This window comes from Fluviicola sp., assembly GCF_039596395.1.
GTDB lineage: Bacteria > Bacteroidota > Bacteroidia > Flavobacteriales_D > Crocinitomicaceae > Fluviicola.
In genome coordinates, this window is sequence record NZ_JBCNJT010000001.1 from 938,528 (window position 1) to 956,631 (window position 18,104).

Annotated in this window: 14 protein-coding genes; 10 read left to right on the forward strand and 4 right to left on the reverse strand. The window is 43.5% G+C overall.

The annotated features are described in order from the left end of the window. Positions 1-53: 53 nt before the first annotated feature. Positions 54-1,148, reverse strand: coding sequence for an acyl-CoA desaturase (locus ABDW02_RS03910; RefSeq protein WP_343632294.1), 1,095 nt, complete (start codon positions 1,146-1,148; stop codon positions 54-56). A gap of 232 nt (positions 1,149-1,380) precedes the next feature. Between ABDW02_RS03910 and rocD the strand changes: the two genes are divergently transcribed. Continuing rightward, a complete protein-coding gene (gene rocD / locus ABDW02_RS03915) occupies positions 1,381-2,622 on the forward strand; it encodes an ornithine--oxo-acid transaminase (protein WP_343632296.1) in 1,242 nt (413 codons plus the stop codon). A 69-nt stretch (positions 2,623-2,691) separates the two neighbouring features. Here rocD and ABDW02_RS03920 read toward each other — a convergent pair whose 3' ends face one another. Beyond that, positions 2,692-3,636: an alpha/beta hydrolase gene (locus ABDW02_RS03920; protein ID WP_343632298.1), complete on the reverse strand. Its 945-nt coding sequence runs from the start codon at positions 3,634-3,636 to the stop codon at positions 2,692-2,694. 147 nt (positions 3,637-3,783) lie between these two features. On the opposite strand from ABDW02_RS03920, the gene ABDW02_RS03925 reads away from it, so the two are divergent. The 3 genes from ABDW02_RS03925 (at position 3,784) to ABDW02_RS03935 (ending at position 6,787) form a co-directional block, all read left to right on the forward strand. Next, a complete protein-coding gene (locus ABDW02_RS03925) occupies positions 3,784-4,299 on the forward strand; it encodes a LemA family protein (RefSeq protein ID WP_343632300.1) in 516 nt (171 codons plus the stop codon). A 3-nt stretch (positions 4,300-4,302) separates the two neighbouring features. Next, a complete protein-coding gene (locus tag ABDW02_RS03930; RefSeq protein WP_343632302.1) occupies positions 4,303-5,283 on the forward strand; it encodes a DUF3137 domain-containing protein in 981 nt (326 codons plus the stop codon). Positions 5,284-5,377: 94 nt separating this feature from the next. Next, a complete protein-coding gene (locus ABDW02_RS03935) occupies positions 5,378-6,787 on the forward strand; it encodes a phosphoglucomutase/phosphomannomutase family protein (RefSeq protein ID WP_343632304.1) in 1,410 nt (469 codons plus the stop codon). 33 nt (positions 6,788-6,820) lie between these two features. Here ABDW02_RS03935 and ABDW02_RS03940 read toward each other — a convergent pair whose 3' ends face one another. Further along, positions 6,821-7,399, reverse strand: coding sequence for a hypothetical protein (locus tag ABDW02_RS03940; RefSeq protein ID WP_343632306.1), 579 nt, complete (start codon positions 7,397-7,399; stop codon positions 6,821-6,823). A gap of 273 nt (positions 7,400-7,672) precedes the next feature. On the opposite strand from ABDW02_RS03940, the gene aroC reads away from it, so the two are divergent. The 6 genes from aroC to ABDW02_RS03970 all read left to right on the forward strand — a co-directional run bounded on the left by aroC (position 7,673) and on the right by ABDW02_RS03970 (position 17,063). Next, positions 7,673-8,740: a chorismate synthase gene (aroC, locus tag ABDW02_RS03945; RefSeq protein WP_343632308.1), complete on the forward strand. Its 1,068-nt coding sequence runs from the start codon at positions 7,673-7,675 to the stop codon at positions 8,738-8,740. After that, complete coding sequence (locus tag ABDW02_RS03950) at positions 8,741-10,540, forward strand: hypothetical protein (protein ID WP_343632310.1); 1,800 nt, start codon at positions 8,741-8,743, stop codon at positions 10,538-10,540. Between the two features lie 94 nt (positions 10,541-10,634). Next, positions 10,635-11,909 (forward strand): NAD(P)/FAD-dependent oxidoreductase, encoded by a 1,275-nt coding sequence (locus ABDW02_RS03955; protein ID WP_343632312.1) that lies wholly within the window; start codon positions 10,635-10,637, stop codon positions 11,907-11,909. Between the two features lie 94 nt (positions 11,910-12,003). Further along, positions 12,004-15,054 (forward strand): two-component regulator propeller domain-containing protein, encoded by a 3,051-nt coding sequence (locus ABDW02_RS03960; protein ID WP_343632314.1) that lies wholly within the window; start codon positions 12,004-12,006, stop codon positions 15,052-15,054. 95 nt (positions 15,055-15,149) lie between these two features. After that, positions 15,150-15,770, forward strand: a complete 621-nt coding sequence (locus ABDW02_RS03965; protein WP_343632316.1) for a response regulator transcription factor — start codon at positions 15,150-15,152, stop codon at positions 15,768-15,770. Positions 15,771-15,947: 177 nt separating this feature from the next. After that, positions 15,948-17,063, forward strand: a complete 1,116-nt coding sequence (locus ABDW02_RS03970) for a hypothetical protein (protein WP_343632318.1) — start codon at positions 15,948-15,950, stop codon at positions 17,061-17,063. Positions 17,064-17,176: 113 nt separating this feature from the next. Here the strand turns inward: ABDW02_RS03970 and ABDW02_RS03975 are convergent, their stop codons facing one another. Beyond that, the gene (locus tag ABDW02_RS03975; RefSeq protein ID WP_343632320.1) at positions 17,177-18,064 is read right to left on the reverse strand and encodes a T9SS type A sorting domain-containing protein; all 888 of its coding nucleotides are present in this window, start codon (positions 18,062-18,064) and stop codon (positions 17,177-17,179) included. Between the last annotated feature and the right edge of the window lie 40 nt (positions 18,065-18,104).

The window sequence follows — 18,104 nt, forward strand, 5'->3', positions numbered from 1 at the left end:
AAATGTTCAAATTGAACCATTTGAACTCTCTTTTTTGAACTCTTTGAACGTTCTTACTTCTCCACCTGCAACTGAAGCGCACATTTCTTGCCCAAACGCTTCATATGCCTGAAATGAGAGGCCAATGCCTGCCCGGCGCTCGGATATGAATAGTAATTCACCCCGAATTCTTCACAGGTTTTAGCCACGATCTTTTGAATAGCCGGATAATGAATGTGGGAAATGCGCGGGAATAAATGATGTTCGACCTGGTAATTCAATCCACCGACAAACCAGCTTACAATTTTGCTGTCAACCGCAAAATCGCTTGTTGTAGCCAGTTGATGCACGGCCCATTCGTTCTCAACCACCAGTTCTTTGCAGTGACAATGTTCAAACTCCACGTTTTCAACCACGTGTGCCAACTGGAATACGAAAGACATCGTTAAACCGAGCATCGCATGCATCACCGTAAATCCAAGAATGGTCCAGCCGATTCCCCAAACGAATGAAGGAAGTACCAAATACAATCCGAAATAAACGACACGCGTCACCCAGAACATTACGTGATCAAACGGTTTCATGCGGCAAACTTCCACGTTGAAACGGGAACCTAAGATGTAATCTTCGAAATCCTTTACTAAAACCCAGTAAATAGTAGAAATACTGTATAAGAACGGCAAATAGATATGTTGAAAACGGTGAGCCTTGAAACGTGGCTGGGATTCGCTCATTCTCAGGAATGGAGTTTTAGCAATATCGTCATCAATTCCGTCGATATTGGTATATGTGTGGTGAACCAGGTTGTGTTTCTGGCGCCACATAAAGGAATCGCTTCCCAATGCGTTCATTGACAATCCGAAGAAATAATTCACGCTTTTCTTTTTTGAAAAAGCCTCGTGACAAGCATCATGCATGATATTGAAACCGACCAAAGCCTGCACAAATCCCAACAATCCGGACAAGATCAAAGCCAGGTATCCGGGGATCGGAAGCAGCATGACAGTACAATAGATAGCAATATAAAAAGTAATGATGATAAAGGCTTTTAGATAGAGTTTCCAGTTTCCGGAAGTTTCCAATTGATTTTCATCAAAGTAATTCTGGACAGATTTCCTTAGGGTACAGAAGAATTCGCCCTGAGGCTTGGAAAATTGAACTTTTTTCAAACGGCACGTATTTAAAATTCAATGCAAAGCTACGAAATAAAAGCGTTGGTTCCGGATTAATTGATTGACAGGTCAATGGATAGCGCAGATTCCGATGCAAAAAACGCTTTTTTTAACCTGAATAATTATTTATCTTTGCTGCTCCCAGGGATGATTTCTCTCCTGCGACCGCAAATGAGGAAAGGATGATTGCTCTCCGCGACGAGTGATAGTAGCTTAAAAAAAGATTATTATGGAAACACTGGACAAATTGTCATCGGAAGAATTGATGCAATTGGAAGATCGCTATGGAGCGCACAATTATCACCCGCTTCCGGTTGTACTTGCTAAAGGAGAAGGAGTATATGTTTGGGATGTGGAAGGGAAAAAGTATTTCGACTTCCTGTCTGCTTATTCAGCAGTGAACCAGGGACATTGTCACCCGAAAATTGTAAAAGCATTGACAGACCAGGCGCAAACCCTGACTTTAACTTCCCGCGCTTTCTATAACGACACTTTGGGAGTTTACGAAAAATTCGTAGCTGAGTACTTCGGCTTCGATAAGGTACTTCCGATGAATACCGGTGCTGAAGCAGTTGAAACAGCGATTAAAATTGCCCGCAAATGGGGATATGAAAAGAAAGGGGTTGCTGAAAACCAGGCGCAGATCATTGTGTGTGAGCAAAACTTCCACGGAAGAACCACAACCATTGTTTCATTCTCCAGCGATCCGGATGCAAATACCAATTTCGGTCCGTTTACACCGGGGTTTATCCGCATTCCGTACAATGATTTGGATGCATTGGCAGAAGCGGCAAAACAACCGAATGTTATCGGGTTCCTGGTTGAACCGATTCAGGGAGAAGCCGGAGTATATGTTCCGGATGACGGTTACCTGGCCGGGGCAAAAGAAATTTGTTCGAAGAATAACGTTCTGTTTATTGCCGATGAGGTTCAGACAGGAATTGCACGTACCGGGAAATTATTGGCGGTTGATCATGAAAATGTAAAACCGGACATTTTAATTCTTGGTAAGGCAATTTCCGGCGGAGTTTACCCGGTTTCAGCAGTTTTTGCAAACGATGAGATTATGATGGTGATCAAGCCCGGACAACACGGTTCTACTTTTGGAGGAAACCCGTTGGCTGCGAAAGTTGCTATTGCGGCTCTGGAAGTGGTAAAAGACGAGAAACTGGCAGAAAATGCCGAAAGATTGGGGAAACTGTTCCGTGCGGAAATGAACCGTATTATTGAACAAACCGATTTGATCGTGAAAGTACGCGGAAAAGGATTGCTGAATGCAATTATCGTAAACGACACCGAGCAAAGTAAAACAGCCTGGAACTTGTGTGTGGAATTGAAGAATAATGGCCTTCTGGCAAAACCTACTCACGGAAACATCATTCGATTTGCACCACCGTTGGTGATGACTGAACAACAACTGATGGGATGTGTTGCCATCATTGAAAAAACAATCCTGAATTTCAAAAAATAAGAGGACTGATTCATTGAATAATTCCTGAAATGAAGCTCTAAAATCCTTTCACTCAAGTGGAGGGATTTTTTAGTTGACCGAACACCGTTTATCTATCCAATTCCGGATGTCGTCAAATACTTGTTCTCTTACTTCCTCATTTAAGATTTCATGACGCATTTTAGGGTACAAAAACACCCCGACATTTGAAAAACCATCTGCTTCCATATTCTTAACGGTTGTTGTAACTCCTTTCCCGAAATCTCCGATCGGATCTTCGGCGCCGCTTACAAACAGGAATGGAAGTTCTCTGGAAATATTTTCCGCCCAGTCTTTTTTGGTCGATCGGATGTTCAGGTCAAGCAACGTATGAAAACCGTTATTGGTAAAGGGAATACCGCACAATTCATCTTCTATGAAAGCCTGTTGGTTTGCTTTGTTCACGCTTAGCCACCTTGTTTCTGCCGATTCGTTTTTGAACCGCTTATTATTCAGGTTGCTGAAAAAACGGTTCAATCTTCCGCTTCTTTTTTGTGGTGCAAGCGTATTCAGGATGGAGAATACAAACCGGGCAAACGGTGCAATGGCTTGTTTTCCACCTGTTCCCACCACAACAGCGCCGTCAAAACGGTGATGTGCCTGTTGCAGCAAACAGCGCGTAATGAAAGAACCCATCGAATGCCCGAGCACAAAATGCGGGACTCCCCGAAATTTCTTTTCCAGGAAACCGTCCATCTTTTCAGCATCGTCTACCACGCGTTTGGCAGCTCTGGTTGCATGGAAAAAACCGTGATCGGATTTCAGGACAGCCGTTTTGCCATGACCTGCATGATCGTAAGTAAGAACTGCATATCCGTTTGCAGCCAGGAAGCGCGCAAATTCTGCATAACGCCCGCTGTGTTCCTGCATGCCGTGCAAGACAAGAATGGTAGCTTTTACCGGCTGTTCCAGGGGATGGAAAAGGGTGTGAAAAATGGCCTGTTCCGTTCCTGAGTTGGTTAGCTTATCTGTAAAATCACTGGTCTCTTTGATCATATGATTGCGTTTTAATATCAGGATCCTTGCTAAGGAAGAAGTAAGGTAGTTATAAGAAAGAAATAAAATAACTGCCGGGTTCAAAAAATAGGTGAAATTTCGGTCAGTTTTTAGCAGTCTGATTATCTTCGGCAAAAAATTACCTATATGCTATTGATCATTATTTTAGTTGCTGTCCTTATTCTGATCCCTTTGATCGCTGTCATAGTTATCAAAAACGGACTGGTTGCCAAAGAAAACCAGGTTGAAAATGCCTTTGCATCTGTGGACGTCATGTTGAAAAAACGCTTCGACCTGATCCCTCAGCTGACTTCCTGCGTGAGCGGATACATGACTCACGAAAAAGAACTCCTGGAAAAATTGACTGCTCTTAGATCAGGTTCCCGTGATACGGAAGCATTGGCGCAGGGAAACCACGAATTGCAGAACCAGTTCAGCCAGTTTTTAATCAAAGCGGAAGCTTACCCGGATTTAAAGGCAAGCGAGCAATTCATCATGCTGCAAAGAAGTATGAACGAAATGGAAGAGCAATTGGCGGCTTCGAGAAGGACGTATAATATGTCTATCGAGATCTTCAATAACGCCGTATTGCAGTTTCCGTCATCGGTAATTGCGAAGCGCAACAATATGAGCAAAAAAGAATACCTGAAATTCAACGACTAAATCATGGAAATTAATTTTGCACAACTTCAGGCGGATATGATTGCCGGAGATTTAGGAGTTCTGGAAGCAGAAAGAAAAGCATATGTGAAACGTTTCTGGACGGGCTTTTTCATTTTTTTAGGAGCACTTGGGGCCGTATGTGCTGCATGGCTCACGATCGGAAGAATGAATCCGGTTCCTTATCTGGTGGCAGCCGTTGTGGTTTTCCTGGCGGGTTTGGTTATTATGATTGTCAGACACCAGAGATTCTACAAGAATTTTAAGAATCAATTCAAGGGCAAAGTGATTCCTGCAGTTGTAAAATTCGTAGATGAACGCCTGCAATACGATCCGAACAGGGGATTGATGTCCGAATATGCCGAAAGCCGGATATTTACACAACGTTACGACCGTTATAAGGCAGAAGATACGATTTCCGGTAAGTTCGACCTGACCGATTTTGCATTCGGGGAAATCCACACGGAATACAAAACTGTTTCAACGGATAGTAAAGGAAACCGCCAGGAACATTGGCACACCATCTTCAAAGGAATGTTCTTTGTGAGTGATTTTCATAAGAATTTCCAGGGTGAAACCATGATCGATGTGGATACCATGGAGCGTTATTTGGGGAAATTGGGTCGTAAATTCCAGCAATGGAATCCAAGCCGTCCGGGAAACCTCGTGAAATTGGAAAACCCGGAATTCGAGAAGAAATTTGCCGTTTACAGCACCGACGAACAGGAATGCCGCTATATCCTGACACCTTCCATGATGGAAAGATTGCTGGATATGACCAAACGAATCAATTTCAAAGTTGCGATTTCTTTTCGCAACAACCAGGTTTTTATCGCTGTTTTCAACAACATGGACCTGTTCGAACCATCCGTTTTCGGTTCTTTGCTGAAAGAAGAAGATTACCGGATTATCATAAACATGATGAAACTGATGACAGGTATCATTGAAGATTTGAATCTGAATACACGAATCTGGACGAAGGAATAATCGATTTAGTAATCTTTTAATTGAATTCTAACGCCTGATTTCTCATTGGAAACATCGCATTAACTATATTTGAAGCAACAAAAACAGAATCGATTTGGCAACAAAAATAAAATTTGGAACAGATGGTTGGAGAGCAATCATCGCAGATGAATTTACAGTAGAAAACGTCGCAAGAGTAGCCTATGCAACAGCACAGTGGTTGAAGAAATCTGACTGGAACTCAAAAATCGCATTGGGTCACGATTGCCGTTTCGCAGGAGAGCTTTTTGCTGAAACTGTTGCTAAAGTGCTTTTGCACGAAGGAATTGAGGTATTGATGTCGAAAGGATTTGTTTCCACACCGATGATTTCTCTGGCTGCAAACCAATTGGGCTGCGGTTTGGGAGTTATTCTGACTGCAAGCCACAATCCGCCGTCATACAACGGCTACAAGTTGAAAGCACATTACGGCGGGCCGTTAACGCCTGAGTTGGTGCAGGAAATCGAAGATATTATCCCGGAATCCCTTCCGTTTGATTACAAATCGGTTGATTTGAGCCAGTTTGAGAAATCCGGAAAACTGGAAATCGTAGATTTTGAAACACGCTATATACAGCATATTGAAAAGAACTTCGATTTGGAGGCAATCCGCAAATCAGGGTTGAACCTCGTATACGATGCGATGTACGGTGCAGGACAAAATGTGATCAGACGTATTCTTCCGGATGTTCAATTGCTGCATTGCGATTACAATCCTTCTTTCATGGGACAGGCTCCTGAGCCGATCCAGAAAAACCTGCAGGAACTGGAGCGTTATATCATCTCCAAAGGAAATATTCACTGTGCACTGGCAACGGATGGAGATGCAGACCGTATCGGGCTTTACAATGGGAAAGGTGAATTCATCGATTCTCACCACATCATTTTGTTGCTTTTGCATTATTTGGTGAGCAACAAAGGAATGAGCGGAAAAGTCGTTACGGCATTCAGTACCACACCACGCGTGAAAAAATTGGCGGAACATTACGGTTTGGATTACGAAGTGGTTAAAATCGGTTTCAAATACATAGCCGGTATCATGGTCGATGAAGATGTATTGATCGGTGGAGAAGAATCCGGGGGTATTGCTGTGAAAGGACATATTCCTGAGCGCGACGGGATCTGGATGGGACTGATCATTTGGGAATACATGGCAAAATCGGGTAAAACTCTCGATCAACTGATCGAAGAAGTGTATGCGATCGTCGGTGCGTTTAAATTCGAACGGAATGATTTGCATTTGACGGAAGAGAAAAAGCAGGCCATCGTTGCAAAATGCAGTAATAACGAATACAAGCAATTCGGAAAATATACGGTAAGTGAAGTGGGCACGATCGACGGATGGAAATTCTTTTTCGACGATAACCGCTGGATGATGATCCGCGCATCCGGAACAGAACCGGTTTTGAGAACTTACGCAGAAGCACCGACTCTGGAAGAAGTAAGGGAAATCCTGAAAGTAACCGAGGAAACAATTTGTAAATAAAAAAAAACGTCAGCCTGAACTGACGTTTTTCTTTTAATGGTGTCCGTGACCTCTTCCGTGACCCGGATGATGACTAGGTCCGGGTCCGTGATGAGGGCCACGACCACGTTCTTTCACTATTACTGTGCGTTCTTCTACGTAAACCGGTCTTTCCACATAAACGGGTCTTCTTTCGATATAAACCGGTCGCGGATGCGGTGCAGAATTAATTTCTACATGAAAACTAACATTCGGTTTAGGTCTGCTTTCTGCATAAACTCTTACTGCACGTGCCGGTGGCGGCGCAGGAGCGCGGTATTCCACATAAGCTCTTCGATGCTCTACATTGTAATAATAAGGGTGTTCCGATGCTATCCACATTTCAATGCGTGGAGAATCGGAATAGGTAAAATAACTGGCTGACCAATAATAATGCGGTACAGGTTTCCAGTAATTATGGTCCCAAACGAAGTAAACACTTTCAACGGGATCGTAATAAACGTTTTGTCTCGGGTAATAATAATACCGGTGTTTTTTCGGTGGATGCCCGGGATGCGCATACGAGTTCCCTGTCATGCTTAAAGCGAAACAAAGCATCAATATGCGGGCTGCGAATTTCATTGAATTTTTCATGACTAAGTGTTTTTGATTCGTACCGGGAAATAGTCAAGTGCTTTGCCAATTCCACCCGATAAGCCTGTTAAAAAAATGAAAATGCCTTTAAAATCGAGGGAAGCAAAAAAACAATTCTATTGATAAATAATAATGCGCGGTTACTGCTTTGTTTCAAAATGAATAACGTATTTTCAAATTGAAAAAAGTTTAGAATTAGAAACAAAAGGAAGAGACCAGATGCATCGCGTCCTCTCTTTTGATTATTTTTGGGAGTATCATTGAATTAAAGGCATGGCAGGTTCAAGTTTTGGAAACATTATTCGCTTAAGCACCTTCGGGGAATCTCACGGCGTAGCTGTCGGAGGTATTCTGGAAGGAATTCCTGCCGGATTTTTAATTGATTTGGAGGCCATTCAAAAAGAACTCGACCGTAGAAGGCCAGGACAATCGGCAATTGTTACGCAACGAAAAGAGTCTGATAAAGTGCGTTTTCTCTCCGGGATTTTCGAAGGAAAAACCCTGGGAACTCCCATTGGTTTCCTGGTTGAAAACGAAGATCAGAGATCGGCTGATTACAACGAATTGGAGAAAGCATTCAGGCCTTCACATGCAGATTTTACGTACCAGCAGAAATACGGCATTCGCGATTACCGCGGTGGTGGACGTTCCTCAGCGCGGGAAACCGTTTCAAGGGTAGTTGCAGGTGCAATTGCCAAACAGGTATTGGCACACGAAGGAATTCGGATCGATGCTTTTGTGGATAAAATTGGTCCGTTGGAGTGGACCGGAACCTGGAATCCGGAATTGAAAGATATCAGTGAATCAACCGTTGTGCGCGTTCCTTCGTTAGAGTTGGCAGAACAAATGGAAGCATTGATTCGCGAGGTACGGAAAGAAGGTGATACCATCGGAGGACGTATCCGCTGTGTCATAGAAGGAGTTCCTGCCGGACTTGGAGAGCCCGTTTTTGATAAATTGCATGCAGAATTGGGAAAAGCAATGCTTTCCATCAATGCCGTAAAAGGTTTTGAGATTGGTTCCGGCTTCGGTTCGGTAACCATGAAGGGTTCTGAGCACAATGATCTATTTACGACCGACGGAAAAACAAAAACCAATCATTCCGGCGGTATTCAGGGAGGAATTTCCAACGGCATGCCGATCGACTTCCGGGTTGCATTTAAACCGGTAGCAACGATTATGCAAACGCAGGAAACGATCAACGAATCCTTTGAACCTGTTTCCCTGAGTGGAAAAGGCCGTCACGATCCATGTGTGGTCCCAAGAGCAGTTCCCATCGTGGAAACCATGGCTGCACTCGTTATCCTTGATTACCTGTTTATCCAAAAAGCCTATCACTAAATGACGCAAGGTTTAGAAAAAATCCTGGCTAAGAGATGGATGATTTTCCTGTTGTTCCTCTCATTGACCTATTTATTCGGAACGAAATCAGACAGGAGATACGGCTGGACGAAAACGGTAGCCAAACAAGTCATACCAATTTCTTCGGATGCTGCCGGATACTATGCATTCCTGCCCGAATGGTTTATTTATGAAGGAAACAATTTCGCGTTCCACGACAGTATCCGCGATAAATATCCGAAAGCCGGATTTGAGGATGGCGTTGAAAGAAATGAAGACGGAACATACCACGACAAGTATTTCACAGGAACCGCTCAATGCCTGACACCATTTTTCCTGATCGGGCACGCACATGCACATATCATTGGTGTAGATACCGACGGATACACCTGGCCGTATATTTTCTGGCTGAACATCGGAATGGGATTTTATGCCATGATCGGGCTCATAGCCTTATTCTTGCTGTTGAGGCGTTTGAAAATAGGTTATTTCGGATGTTACATTGCCGTACTTTCTGTTGCATTGGGAACCAATTTCAGCTATTATGTTTACGCGGAAATTCCTTATTCACACATTTTCTGTTTTTCGATCGTCAATGTATGCCTGCTGCAGGGAGTGAAATGGATACAGGAAAATAAAACGAAGAATTTATGGTTTTTCGGTTTTTTGCTGGGACTTTGTTTGATGATTCGCCCCACAAATGCATTAATCCTTGTCCTGATCCCGTTTTTATTTTCTTCCAATAAAGAGTTCGCCGGCAGAATGGCCGGGCTTTTCAAAGCATGGAAACACCTGCTGGTGATGCTGCTGTTGTTCGTGATCCCCGTTATTATTCAAATGTGGTTCTTCTACCTGCAAATGGGAAAGATCGGGTTGAATGCTTACTCCGACGAAGGATTCACAAACTGGAATGATCCGTATTTCCTGGAAATACTGTTCGGTTTCCGCAGGGGAATTTTTATTTACGGCCCCGTCATGTTGTTACTGATACCGGGATTGGTATGGATGTTCTTTAAAAAAAGGAGAATGTTTGCCGGAATCCTGCTGTTTATCTTGTTGTCAACTTATGTATTATCATCCTGGTGGTGCTGGTGGTACGGCGGTTCGTTTGGATTCCGCCCGATCGTGGACTTTTGTGGAATCTGGATCATCCCGGTTGCCTTTCTGGCACATCATGCGAAAACCTGGGGACGGATGCTCATCCTTATTTTGGTCGCAGGTTTTGTATGGGTGTATCAGACTTATGAGTTCCAACGGAAAAAAGACATCATTCATTACGATTACGTGAATTATGGAATGTGGAAAGAGACGTTTATGCAAACGGATTCGAGGTTCAATTTTGCATTCTATTCGGATGTAGACACTTTACCGGCAAAAAAAGTACAAGTCGGAAGCCCGGTTGATTTTTACGAAGGAGACAGGAAGCTTGTTCCCGGGAAAATTTACGGATATAACGGGAAACAATTCGTTCCTGAGAGAGCCGTTGCTGTTAAACATGTGCAGGTAAAAGATTCGAACGCTTTTGCCGGATTACGGATTACATTCCAGGGGTATTTGAATTCCGGGGAAGAGAACCCGTTTGTGAGAACGCAATACTTTAAGAATGGCAATTTGGTAATGGAAAAGGACATGTTGGCCGGATGGCGGTTTCCCCGGGTAAAAACCTGGCAGAATATCAGCATCGATGTTATTCCGGATCGCAAATGGAGCGAAATAGATTCGGTGAAATGCAGTTTCTTAATGGGAGAGAAAGCAATGAAATTCAAGGACTTGCAACTGCGTCTTTTCAAGCTGAAATAGTTCTCAACCCCGACTCATAAAAAATGTTTTTTTCCATACAAAAACAGTAGAAAATGTAATCCTTTTTCGGGCATTAATGCTTAAATTCATAGGCATGGAACGAAAAAAAGTAGTCATCATAGGTGGTGGCTTTGCGGGATTAAATCTCGCCCGTAAATTGGCTAAGTCCGATTGTGAAATAGTCCTGGTGGATAAACAGAACCACCACATGTTTCAACCTTTGTTTTACCAGGTGGCAAGCGCACGCCTGGAACCTTCCAATATTTCCTTCCCGTTCAGGGCCATTTTCAAACGAAGGAAAAATGTTGATTTCAGGTATGCAACCGTAAAACGGATCCGTCCGGAAGAGAATATCATCGAAACCTCGATGGGCGAAATTCCCTACGATGAACTGATTATCGCAACAGGTTGCAGAACCAACTTTTTCGGGGATCCGGAATTGGAGAAAAATACGCTGGCCATGAAAACAACCCAGCAAACAATCCATATTCGGAATACCATCCTTGCCAAGTTTGAAAAGATCATGTTTGTGAATACCCAGAAGGAAAAAGACGAATTGATGAACCTGGTAATTGTGGGGGCAGGCCCAACAGGTGTGGAACTTTCCGGGGCTTTTGCAGAAATGAAATCCAAAGTTCTTCCGCACGATTACCCGCATTATGATTTTTCCAAACTGAAGATCACTTTGCTGGAAGGAAGCCCGAATACCCTGAACGCAATGAGCGATAAATCCCGGACATGGTCCCGGAAATATTTGGAGAAAATGGGAGTGGAAGTAAGAACATCAACCGTTGTTTCTTCCTATGATGGCCATAATCTGACCTTGAAATCCGGAGAAATAATCCCGACTCAAACGGTTATTTGGGCGGCAGGAGTGCAGGGAAATGTGATTCCGGGACTGGAAAAGGCAACGATGGTCAGAGCGCGTTATACTGTCGACAGACACTCATTGATTAAAGGTTACGACAATGTTTATGCTATTGGAGATATTTCCTACATGGAAACGGAGAAATATCCGCAAGGGCATCCACAATTAGCGAATGTAGCGATCAATCAGGGGAAAACATTGGCTAATAACTTTCGTGCACGCTGGTCCGGAGGAAAGATGACTCCGTTTGAGTACAAAGACAAGGGAACAATGGCAACGGTCGGAAAACACAAAGCTGTAGTAGAATTGCCGAATTTCAAATTCCAGGGATACTTTGCCTGGATGGTTTGGATGGTGCTTCACCTGATGCTGATCCTGAGTATTCGAAACAAGATCGCCGTATTTTTCAATTGGGCGTGGAGATATATTACCGGAGATACTTCGTTGCGTTTGATCCTGCGGGATGAAAAAGACCGGGAACTCACCAGGAGCAATGATTAGAGAGCGTTTAAAAAGTTTAAGAGTTCAATTGTTTAAACTTTGAACCCGTTTAAACCTATTGAACTATTTGATACTTAATCTTAAAACCGTAGTTTTGATTCTCAATCAAAGCTGCGGTTTGCTGTTCAATCAATATATTTTTAGTCCGCCCGGGTGGATATTCTCAATCGTCTTATGGCTTTCGTTTGGTGCTTTCGGGCAACCAGGCAACGGTCAGTTCATGAATTACGGAGTGAAAGACGGGTTGTGCGAAGCGATCTGCAGTGGCATTGTCCAGGACAGCCGCGGATTTTACTGGATTTCAACCCAGGGAGGTATCAGCCGTTTCGACGGAACGAACTTCAAGTCTTACTATCCGAGTGAAATGCTCGGGGAAAAACAAGTGCTGGATAACTCGCGGGTTTTCTTCGAAGTATCACCGAATCGCCTGTTGGTTACTTTGGGGAACGGACAAGCTTTTATATTGAATTGCATATCACAAAAGTTTACGCCGGTAGAAAGTTTGAAGAACCGTTATAGCCTCAATATCGAACGGATACCGGGTAACCGCTACCTGGTTTCTTCAACAGACACCCTTTTTGTTCTCGATGGTTCGTTGAAGATAATTGAATCTATTGTTCCGCCCTTAAAAAAGAAACATTTTGAAATCCGGATGCAGATGCTTGATGATTCCAGGTTCCTGGTGTCATCTACCAAAGAATTTTTCCTGTTTGACTTTAAATCCCGGAAGTTTGAGCCTTTTAAACCCGAATTACCGCAAGACGGTTTATTCAATACCGGGTACGAGATTTTGTACGTGGACCGCTACCGGAAACGGATCTATTTCCTCAATTTCTTCAAAGGAATGATAGAAACCGATTATCAGGGGAAAGTCATGTTCCACTGGGAATCCGGTGTGCTGCAGAGAGATTTGTGTGGTTTGCTGAAACAAATGATCCCGGATGGAAATAATCAACACATGGTTTGGGTTTGCGGAAACCAGGGGGTTGCTCATCTAAACCTTGTTTCGCGGCAGGCAACTGTATTTAAACACGATCCGTTGGTCCCGTTTTCCATTGCAAGCGGATTGGTTACCGGTTTGTTTTTGGACCGTTACCAAAACTTGTGGGCCACAACCTACAAAGGAATCAGTGTGATGAACAAAAACAGCATCCTGATCGATGAATGGGATTTTAAAACCAGTCCGGATGAACCGTTTATGAATATGTGCCGCATATCGGATCATGAATTGCTTGCGGTTAAATACGGTTCCGGGGTTTTCCGGCTTTCAGAGAAAACCAATCGCTTTGAACCTTATCACGAAAAAGCATTGCACTATTGGTTTGCATTCAGGAATGGTGATCAGGTTATTAATGGTGGAAGAGGCACGGTTTTGAAAGTGGTGAATCTCAAGACAAACCAGGTAAAGGATTTAAACTTTTTAAAGCCCTATTTTAAACAATCGGAATTGGTTTGCCTGGGATTCCGCAGCACGGGCGGAGCTTGGTGGTTCAGTGGGAATTCCGGTGGAGGTTTGGTCAGGTATGATCCGGTAAGTCAAAAAGCAGTTCATTTTTCGCGGGATAAAAAATCATTTTCAGGATCTTATTTTACGAATTGGTCGGAAGCGCCGAATGGGGATCTCTGGTTTTCCAGCAATAAAACACAGGTAGTCACGCATTGGATCAAAGCAAGTGACCGGTTCGAAGAAATAGACTTTGCGAAAATTTTCGAAAAACAGCATCAAAGTATTATTCAGTGCCTGGCTGCCGACAAGAAGGGAAATATTTGGCTCGGATTTGAAGGGACAGGATTGGTGTGCTACAACATTCAGTCGCAGAAAACAACCTTTTACGGGAAGAAGGAAGGAATTACGTCCAATTTCGTTTACAACCTGGTCTTTGATGATCAGCAGCGGTTGTGGGTCGGTACAAAGAAAGGGCTGGCCTGTCTTGGTGCAGATCGAAAAACCGTACAGTATTTCGGGTTGGCGAATGGCTTTCCGTCTGAACATTTTGACCAAAGTTCCTGGTTTGATCCCAAAAACGGCATGTTGTGGATTGCCTCGGACAACTATTTACTGCGTTTTTTCCCGGATAACCTATTGAAAACAGAAAACCGCAATTTGCAGATCTTCCTGGATGAATTCCTCGTATCGAACGAAAAACAACCACTAGAACAGGACAATGCATATGATTTTCGTCCCGATCAAAATACCGTTCAATTTACGTTTTCTACCCTGAATCCTTTGGGAAAGGAGCAGATCGAGTACAGTTATTTGCTGGAAGGATCGGATGGCAAATGGATTTCCCTGGGAACACATTCCAGTGTTATTTTCCCGTCTTTACCTTCCGGAATATACCGGTTTCATCTTCGGGCCAAAATCCCGGGAACCAAAAAATGGATTTACCTGCAGGACCCGGTCCGTTTTGAGATTGCAACTCCCTGGTTCCGTTCCTGGTGGTTCAAATTGATCGTTATCCTGTTAAGTGCAGGTATCATCTTTCTGATAACACGCATTTATTTTCAGCGTAAGATCGAAAAGCAACGTGCGATATTGGAACGGCAGCGCGCTGTACAGAATGAACGGGACCGCATTGCTTATGACATGCACGACGACCTGGGTAGCGGACTCACCAAAATTTCGTACCTGAGCAAAGAAGCCATCCGGAAGGCCGAAAACCGTGCGGAACTGGATCGCATTAACGAAACTTCCGTTGAATTGGTGAAAAACATGAGCGAATTGATTTGGGCCATGAAAGTGGAAAACGATTCGCTTGCTGATTTGATGAGCTACCTGCGCCGCTACGCGATGGAATATTTTGAGACCAGCCAGATCGCTGTTCAAATGGAAGCGGATGAATTTGAAGAGGACCGCCAGATTTCGGGTGAGATCCGTCGACAGGTGTTTTTGATCTTTAAAGAAGCACTGCACAACATTGTCAAACATGCAAATACAGAGCGCGTGTTTATTCAGATCCGGGTGAACCAGCAATTGCAAATACGGATCAGGGATTATGGCTTAGGGTTAAAACCGGAAGCAGAAAGGAACAGGAGCGGAAATGGAATGAAGACCATGCAGGAGCGGACACGCCGTTTAAAAGGCCGCATGGAATTGAAGAATCATGAAAACGGAGTGGAATTGTTTTTTGAAATACCACTTTAAAAATTCAAAGAGCTAGTCTTGATAATTAATAATTAGCAAAAATCAACCGTTTGTTTCATTGTTCTTTAAAGAGCAAAGTGCGTAATTTGTAACCGATGATTGGTATTTGCATCATAGAAGATATTGTCGATATACAACAGGGGTTGCGTTCTGTGATAGAAAGCGATGACCGGCTGCATTGGATTCGTTCGTTCGAAACAGCAGAAGAAGCCATTGAATGGATACCTAGATTAACTCCGGATGTAGTCATTACCGATATCAATTTGCCCGGAAAGAATGGTATTGAATGTGTCCTCGAACTGAAGAACATGAATCCGGCCATTCAATTCATCATGTTTACCATTTATGAGGACAACGACCAGGTTTTCGAAGCTTTGAAAGCAGGGGCAACCGGTTATATTCTTAAAAACACTGTACCCGAGAAAATTGTGGAGGCAATCCTCGAATTGCATGAAGGCGGAAGTCCCATGTCGCCCAAAATAGCCAGGAAAGTATTGCAGTCGTTCAGCAAAACGGAAAACCCGGTGCTGCAGCTGATTTCCAAGAGGGAACGGGAAGTCCTCGATTTACTGAGCAAAGGATACCTTTACAAGGAGATTGCCGACAAACTGAATATCACTTTAAGTACGGTAAAACGCCACCTGAACCACATCTACGAAAAATTGCAGGTCCAGAACAAAACCGAAGCGGTGAATAAACTGTACGGGAAAGGTTAAACGTTCAAAAAGTTCAAACGTTTAAAAGTTCAGATTTCGATAGTTATCGGGATAAAATTTTGGTTAGAACTTTTGAACTATTTGAACCCATTGAAACTTTTTAAACTCTTCAAAATGAACCTAACGGTTGATTGACAGGTGCTTATTCACCATCTAATTTTGCTCAAAACAAAGTTTATGAAGAGAAAGATGAGAGTAGTGAAGTGGGCGGTTTTGCCACTGATGTTGGTGTTTGTTTCCTGTAAAAAGAATAACCCGGAGCCGGAGGAAACTCCGCAAAACCCAACTCCGACGCCGACTAATTGTAACGTGATTGAAGTGAGCAATACGATTTCCAATCCTACAACCTGGACTTCCGGGAACGTATATGTCGTAACCACCTGGATTGATATCGATGCTCCTTTGATGATTGAACCAGGCGTGATCGTGAAATTCAAGCCCGTTGCCGGCTTGCAGGTGTATGCGAAAGTAACTGCGGATGCTTCTGCAAGCAATCCGATCATTTTTACTTCCTGGAAAGATGATAATTATTGCGGGGATAATAACGGAGATGGCACTGCCACTACAGCAAGTAAAGGAGATTGGGGATACATCAATATGAGAGGCGACCAGCATGGTTCACTTTTCAGGTATTGCAAATTCTTCTATGGAGGAGGAGATGGTGGCGGACGTGTTGTAAGAGCCGATTCAGGTACCGGGAATATTCACGATTTCACTTTCGATCATTGTACTTTCGCTCATACTTATGGCGGTACCAACTATTACACTGCTGCTTTTGACGGAGCTGAAATGAAGGATCCTTCCGTGAGTATTGTAACGAACAATGTTTTTTATGATAATGCAATTCCGATTTTAGTAAAAGGTTATTACGCATTGGATGCAAGTAACAGTTATCACAATCCCGACAATACAAGTGAAACCAATAAATACAACGGTATTGCGGTTTATGGTTCCGGAATGCTCAACACAACGGTTATTTATTCCGAAACAGAAGTACCTTATGTGCTAAATGTAGGCGGAAATAATTACCTGAGTTCTAACGGAAGTGAACTGCTTGTGATAGGAGCGGGGGTAACTCTGAAATTCAGTTCCGGTGGAGGAATCTCCGGATCAAGCGCAGCCAATTTTACGATTGATCCTTCTGCCGTATTCACTTCTTCCAGAGACGATGCACATGGTGGGGATTCCAATGGTGACGGAAGTGTTTCTATGCCTGCAACCGGCGATTGGGATGGTGTGAGCAGAGGATCTGATGGCTGGTACTCCACCAATGTTTTTTACAGCCTGCACTAATTATTTTCAATTAAAAGACTAAAGCTATGACTCGATTTCCCACTTTAGTTTAAGTATAACGGTTAGGTAGCAGCGAGCGGTCGGATTATTGTAAGTGGTCCGGCCGTTTGCTTTTATCCGTTTTTCACCACGCGTACCGTTTCCCTGAATGCTTTCGACTGGATAATGATGAGGTATAAGCCGCTGTTCAAGTCGTTCAGATCAATTACCTGACGGAATGTTCCCCGGGCAATCTTGCCGGAATGGATTTCGCGGATAAACTTCCCGCTTGCATCGTATAGTCGAATATCCATGCGTTCTTTTTCAGGAGCCTGGATTTCCAGCGTGGTGGTTTCTACCGCAGGATTCGGGAACGCAAGGGCCTTGAATTCGGTTGGATAAGGATCGCCGTTTTCGTCCAGTTCCACATTTGTTGTCGTTTCTTCCAGGAAAGTCCCGTAATAGACAGGACCGATCCCACCGACCATGATTTCCGGCTCGATTTCTACTTCGGGTTCAGGTGGTGGTGCCTGTACAAACGACACTTCGTAAGCACCCATAATGTAATTTTCTTCTACCAAAATTTCCGGAGGTGGCGGAAGAGCAATGACAGAATCCGTAACCGGAGCAAGCTCCATTTTATCAGCCTGGTCAGAAGCGATATTGTAAGCAATTTGCTGCACAGATTCGATTCTTTGCTGGTCTCTTTCATCTTCGCAGCTGAATAATGTCAGGCCGAAAACGATCAGTAAAGCCGCGATAAACAATTGTTGCGGATTGCGTTTCTTCTGAGAAATCCAGGCTTTGAATTCTGCATTCAACGCATCTTCCTGGCTGGTAGTCATGCGGACGCAAACGGTCTGATTGCTTAATTCCAATAAGGTTGATTTGATTTCGTTTATGGATTTATTACTGAAATCGTGCACGTGTTTGGCACATTTCTGGCAGAAAGCCCCTTTTTCAGAAGGAGTCATTTTGGTCCAGTCTTCAGAACAAGGTGTTTGGATTCCGATCGTTTTCATAGCAGCTGCTTTTGGTTTCTAATTTGTTGCAGGTAAGCAA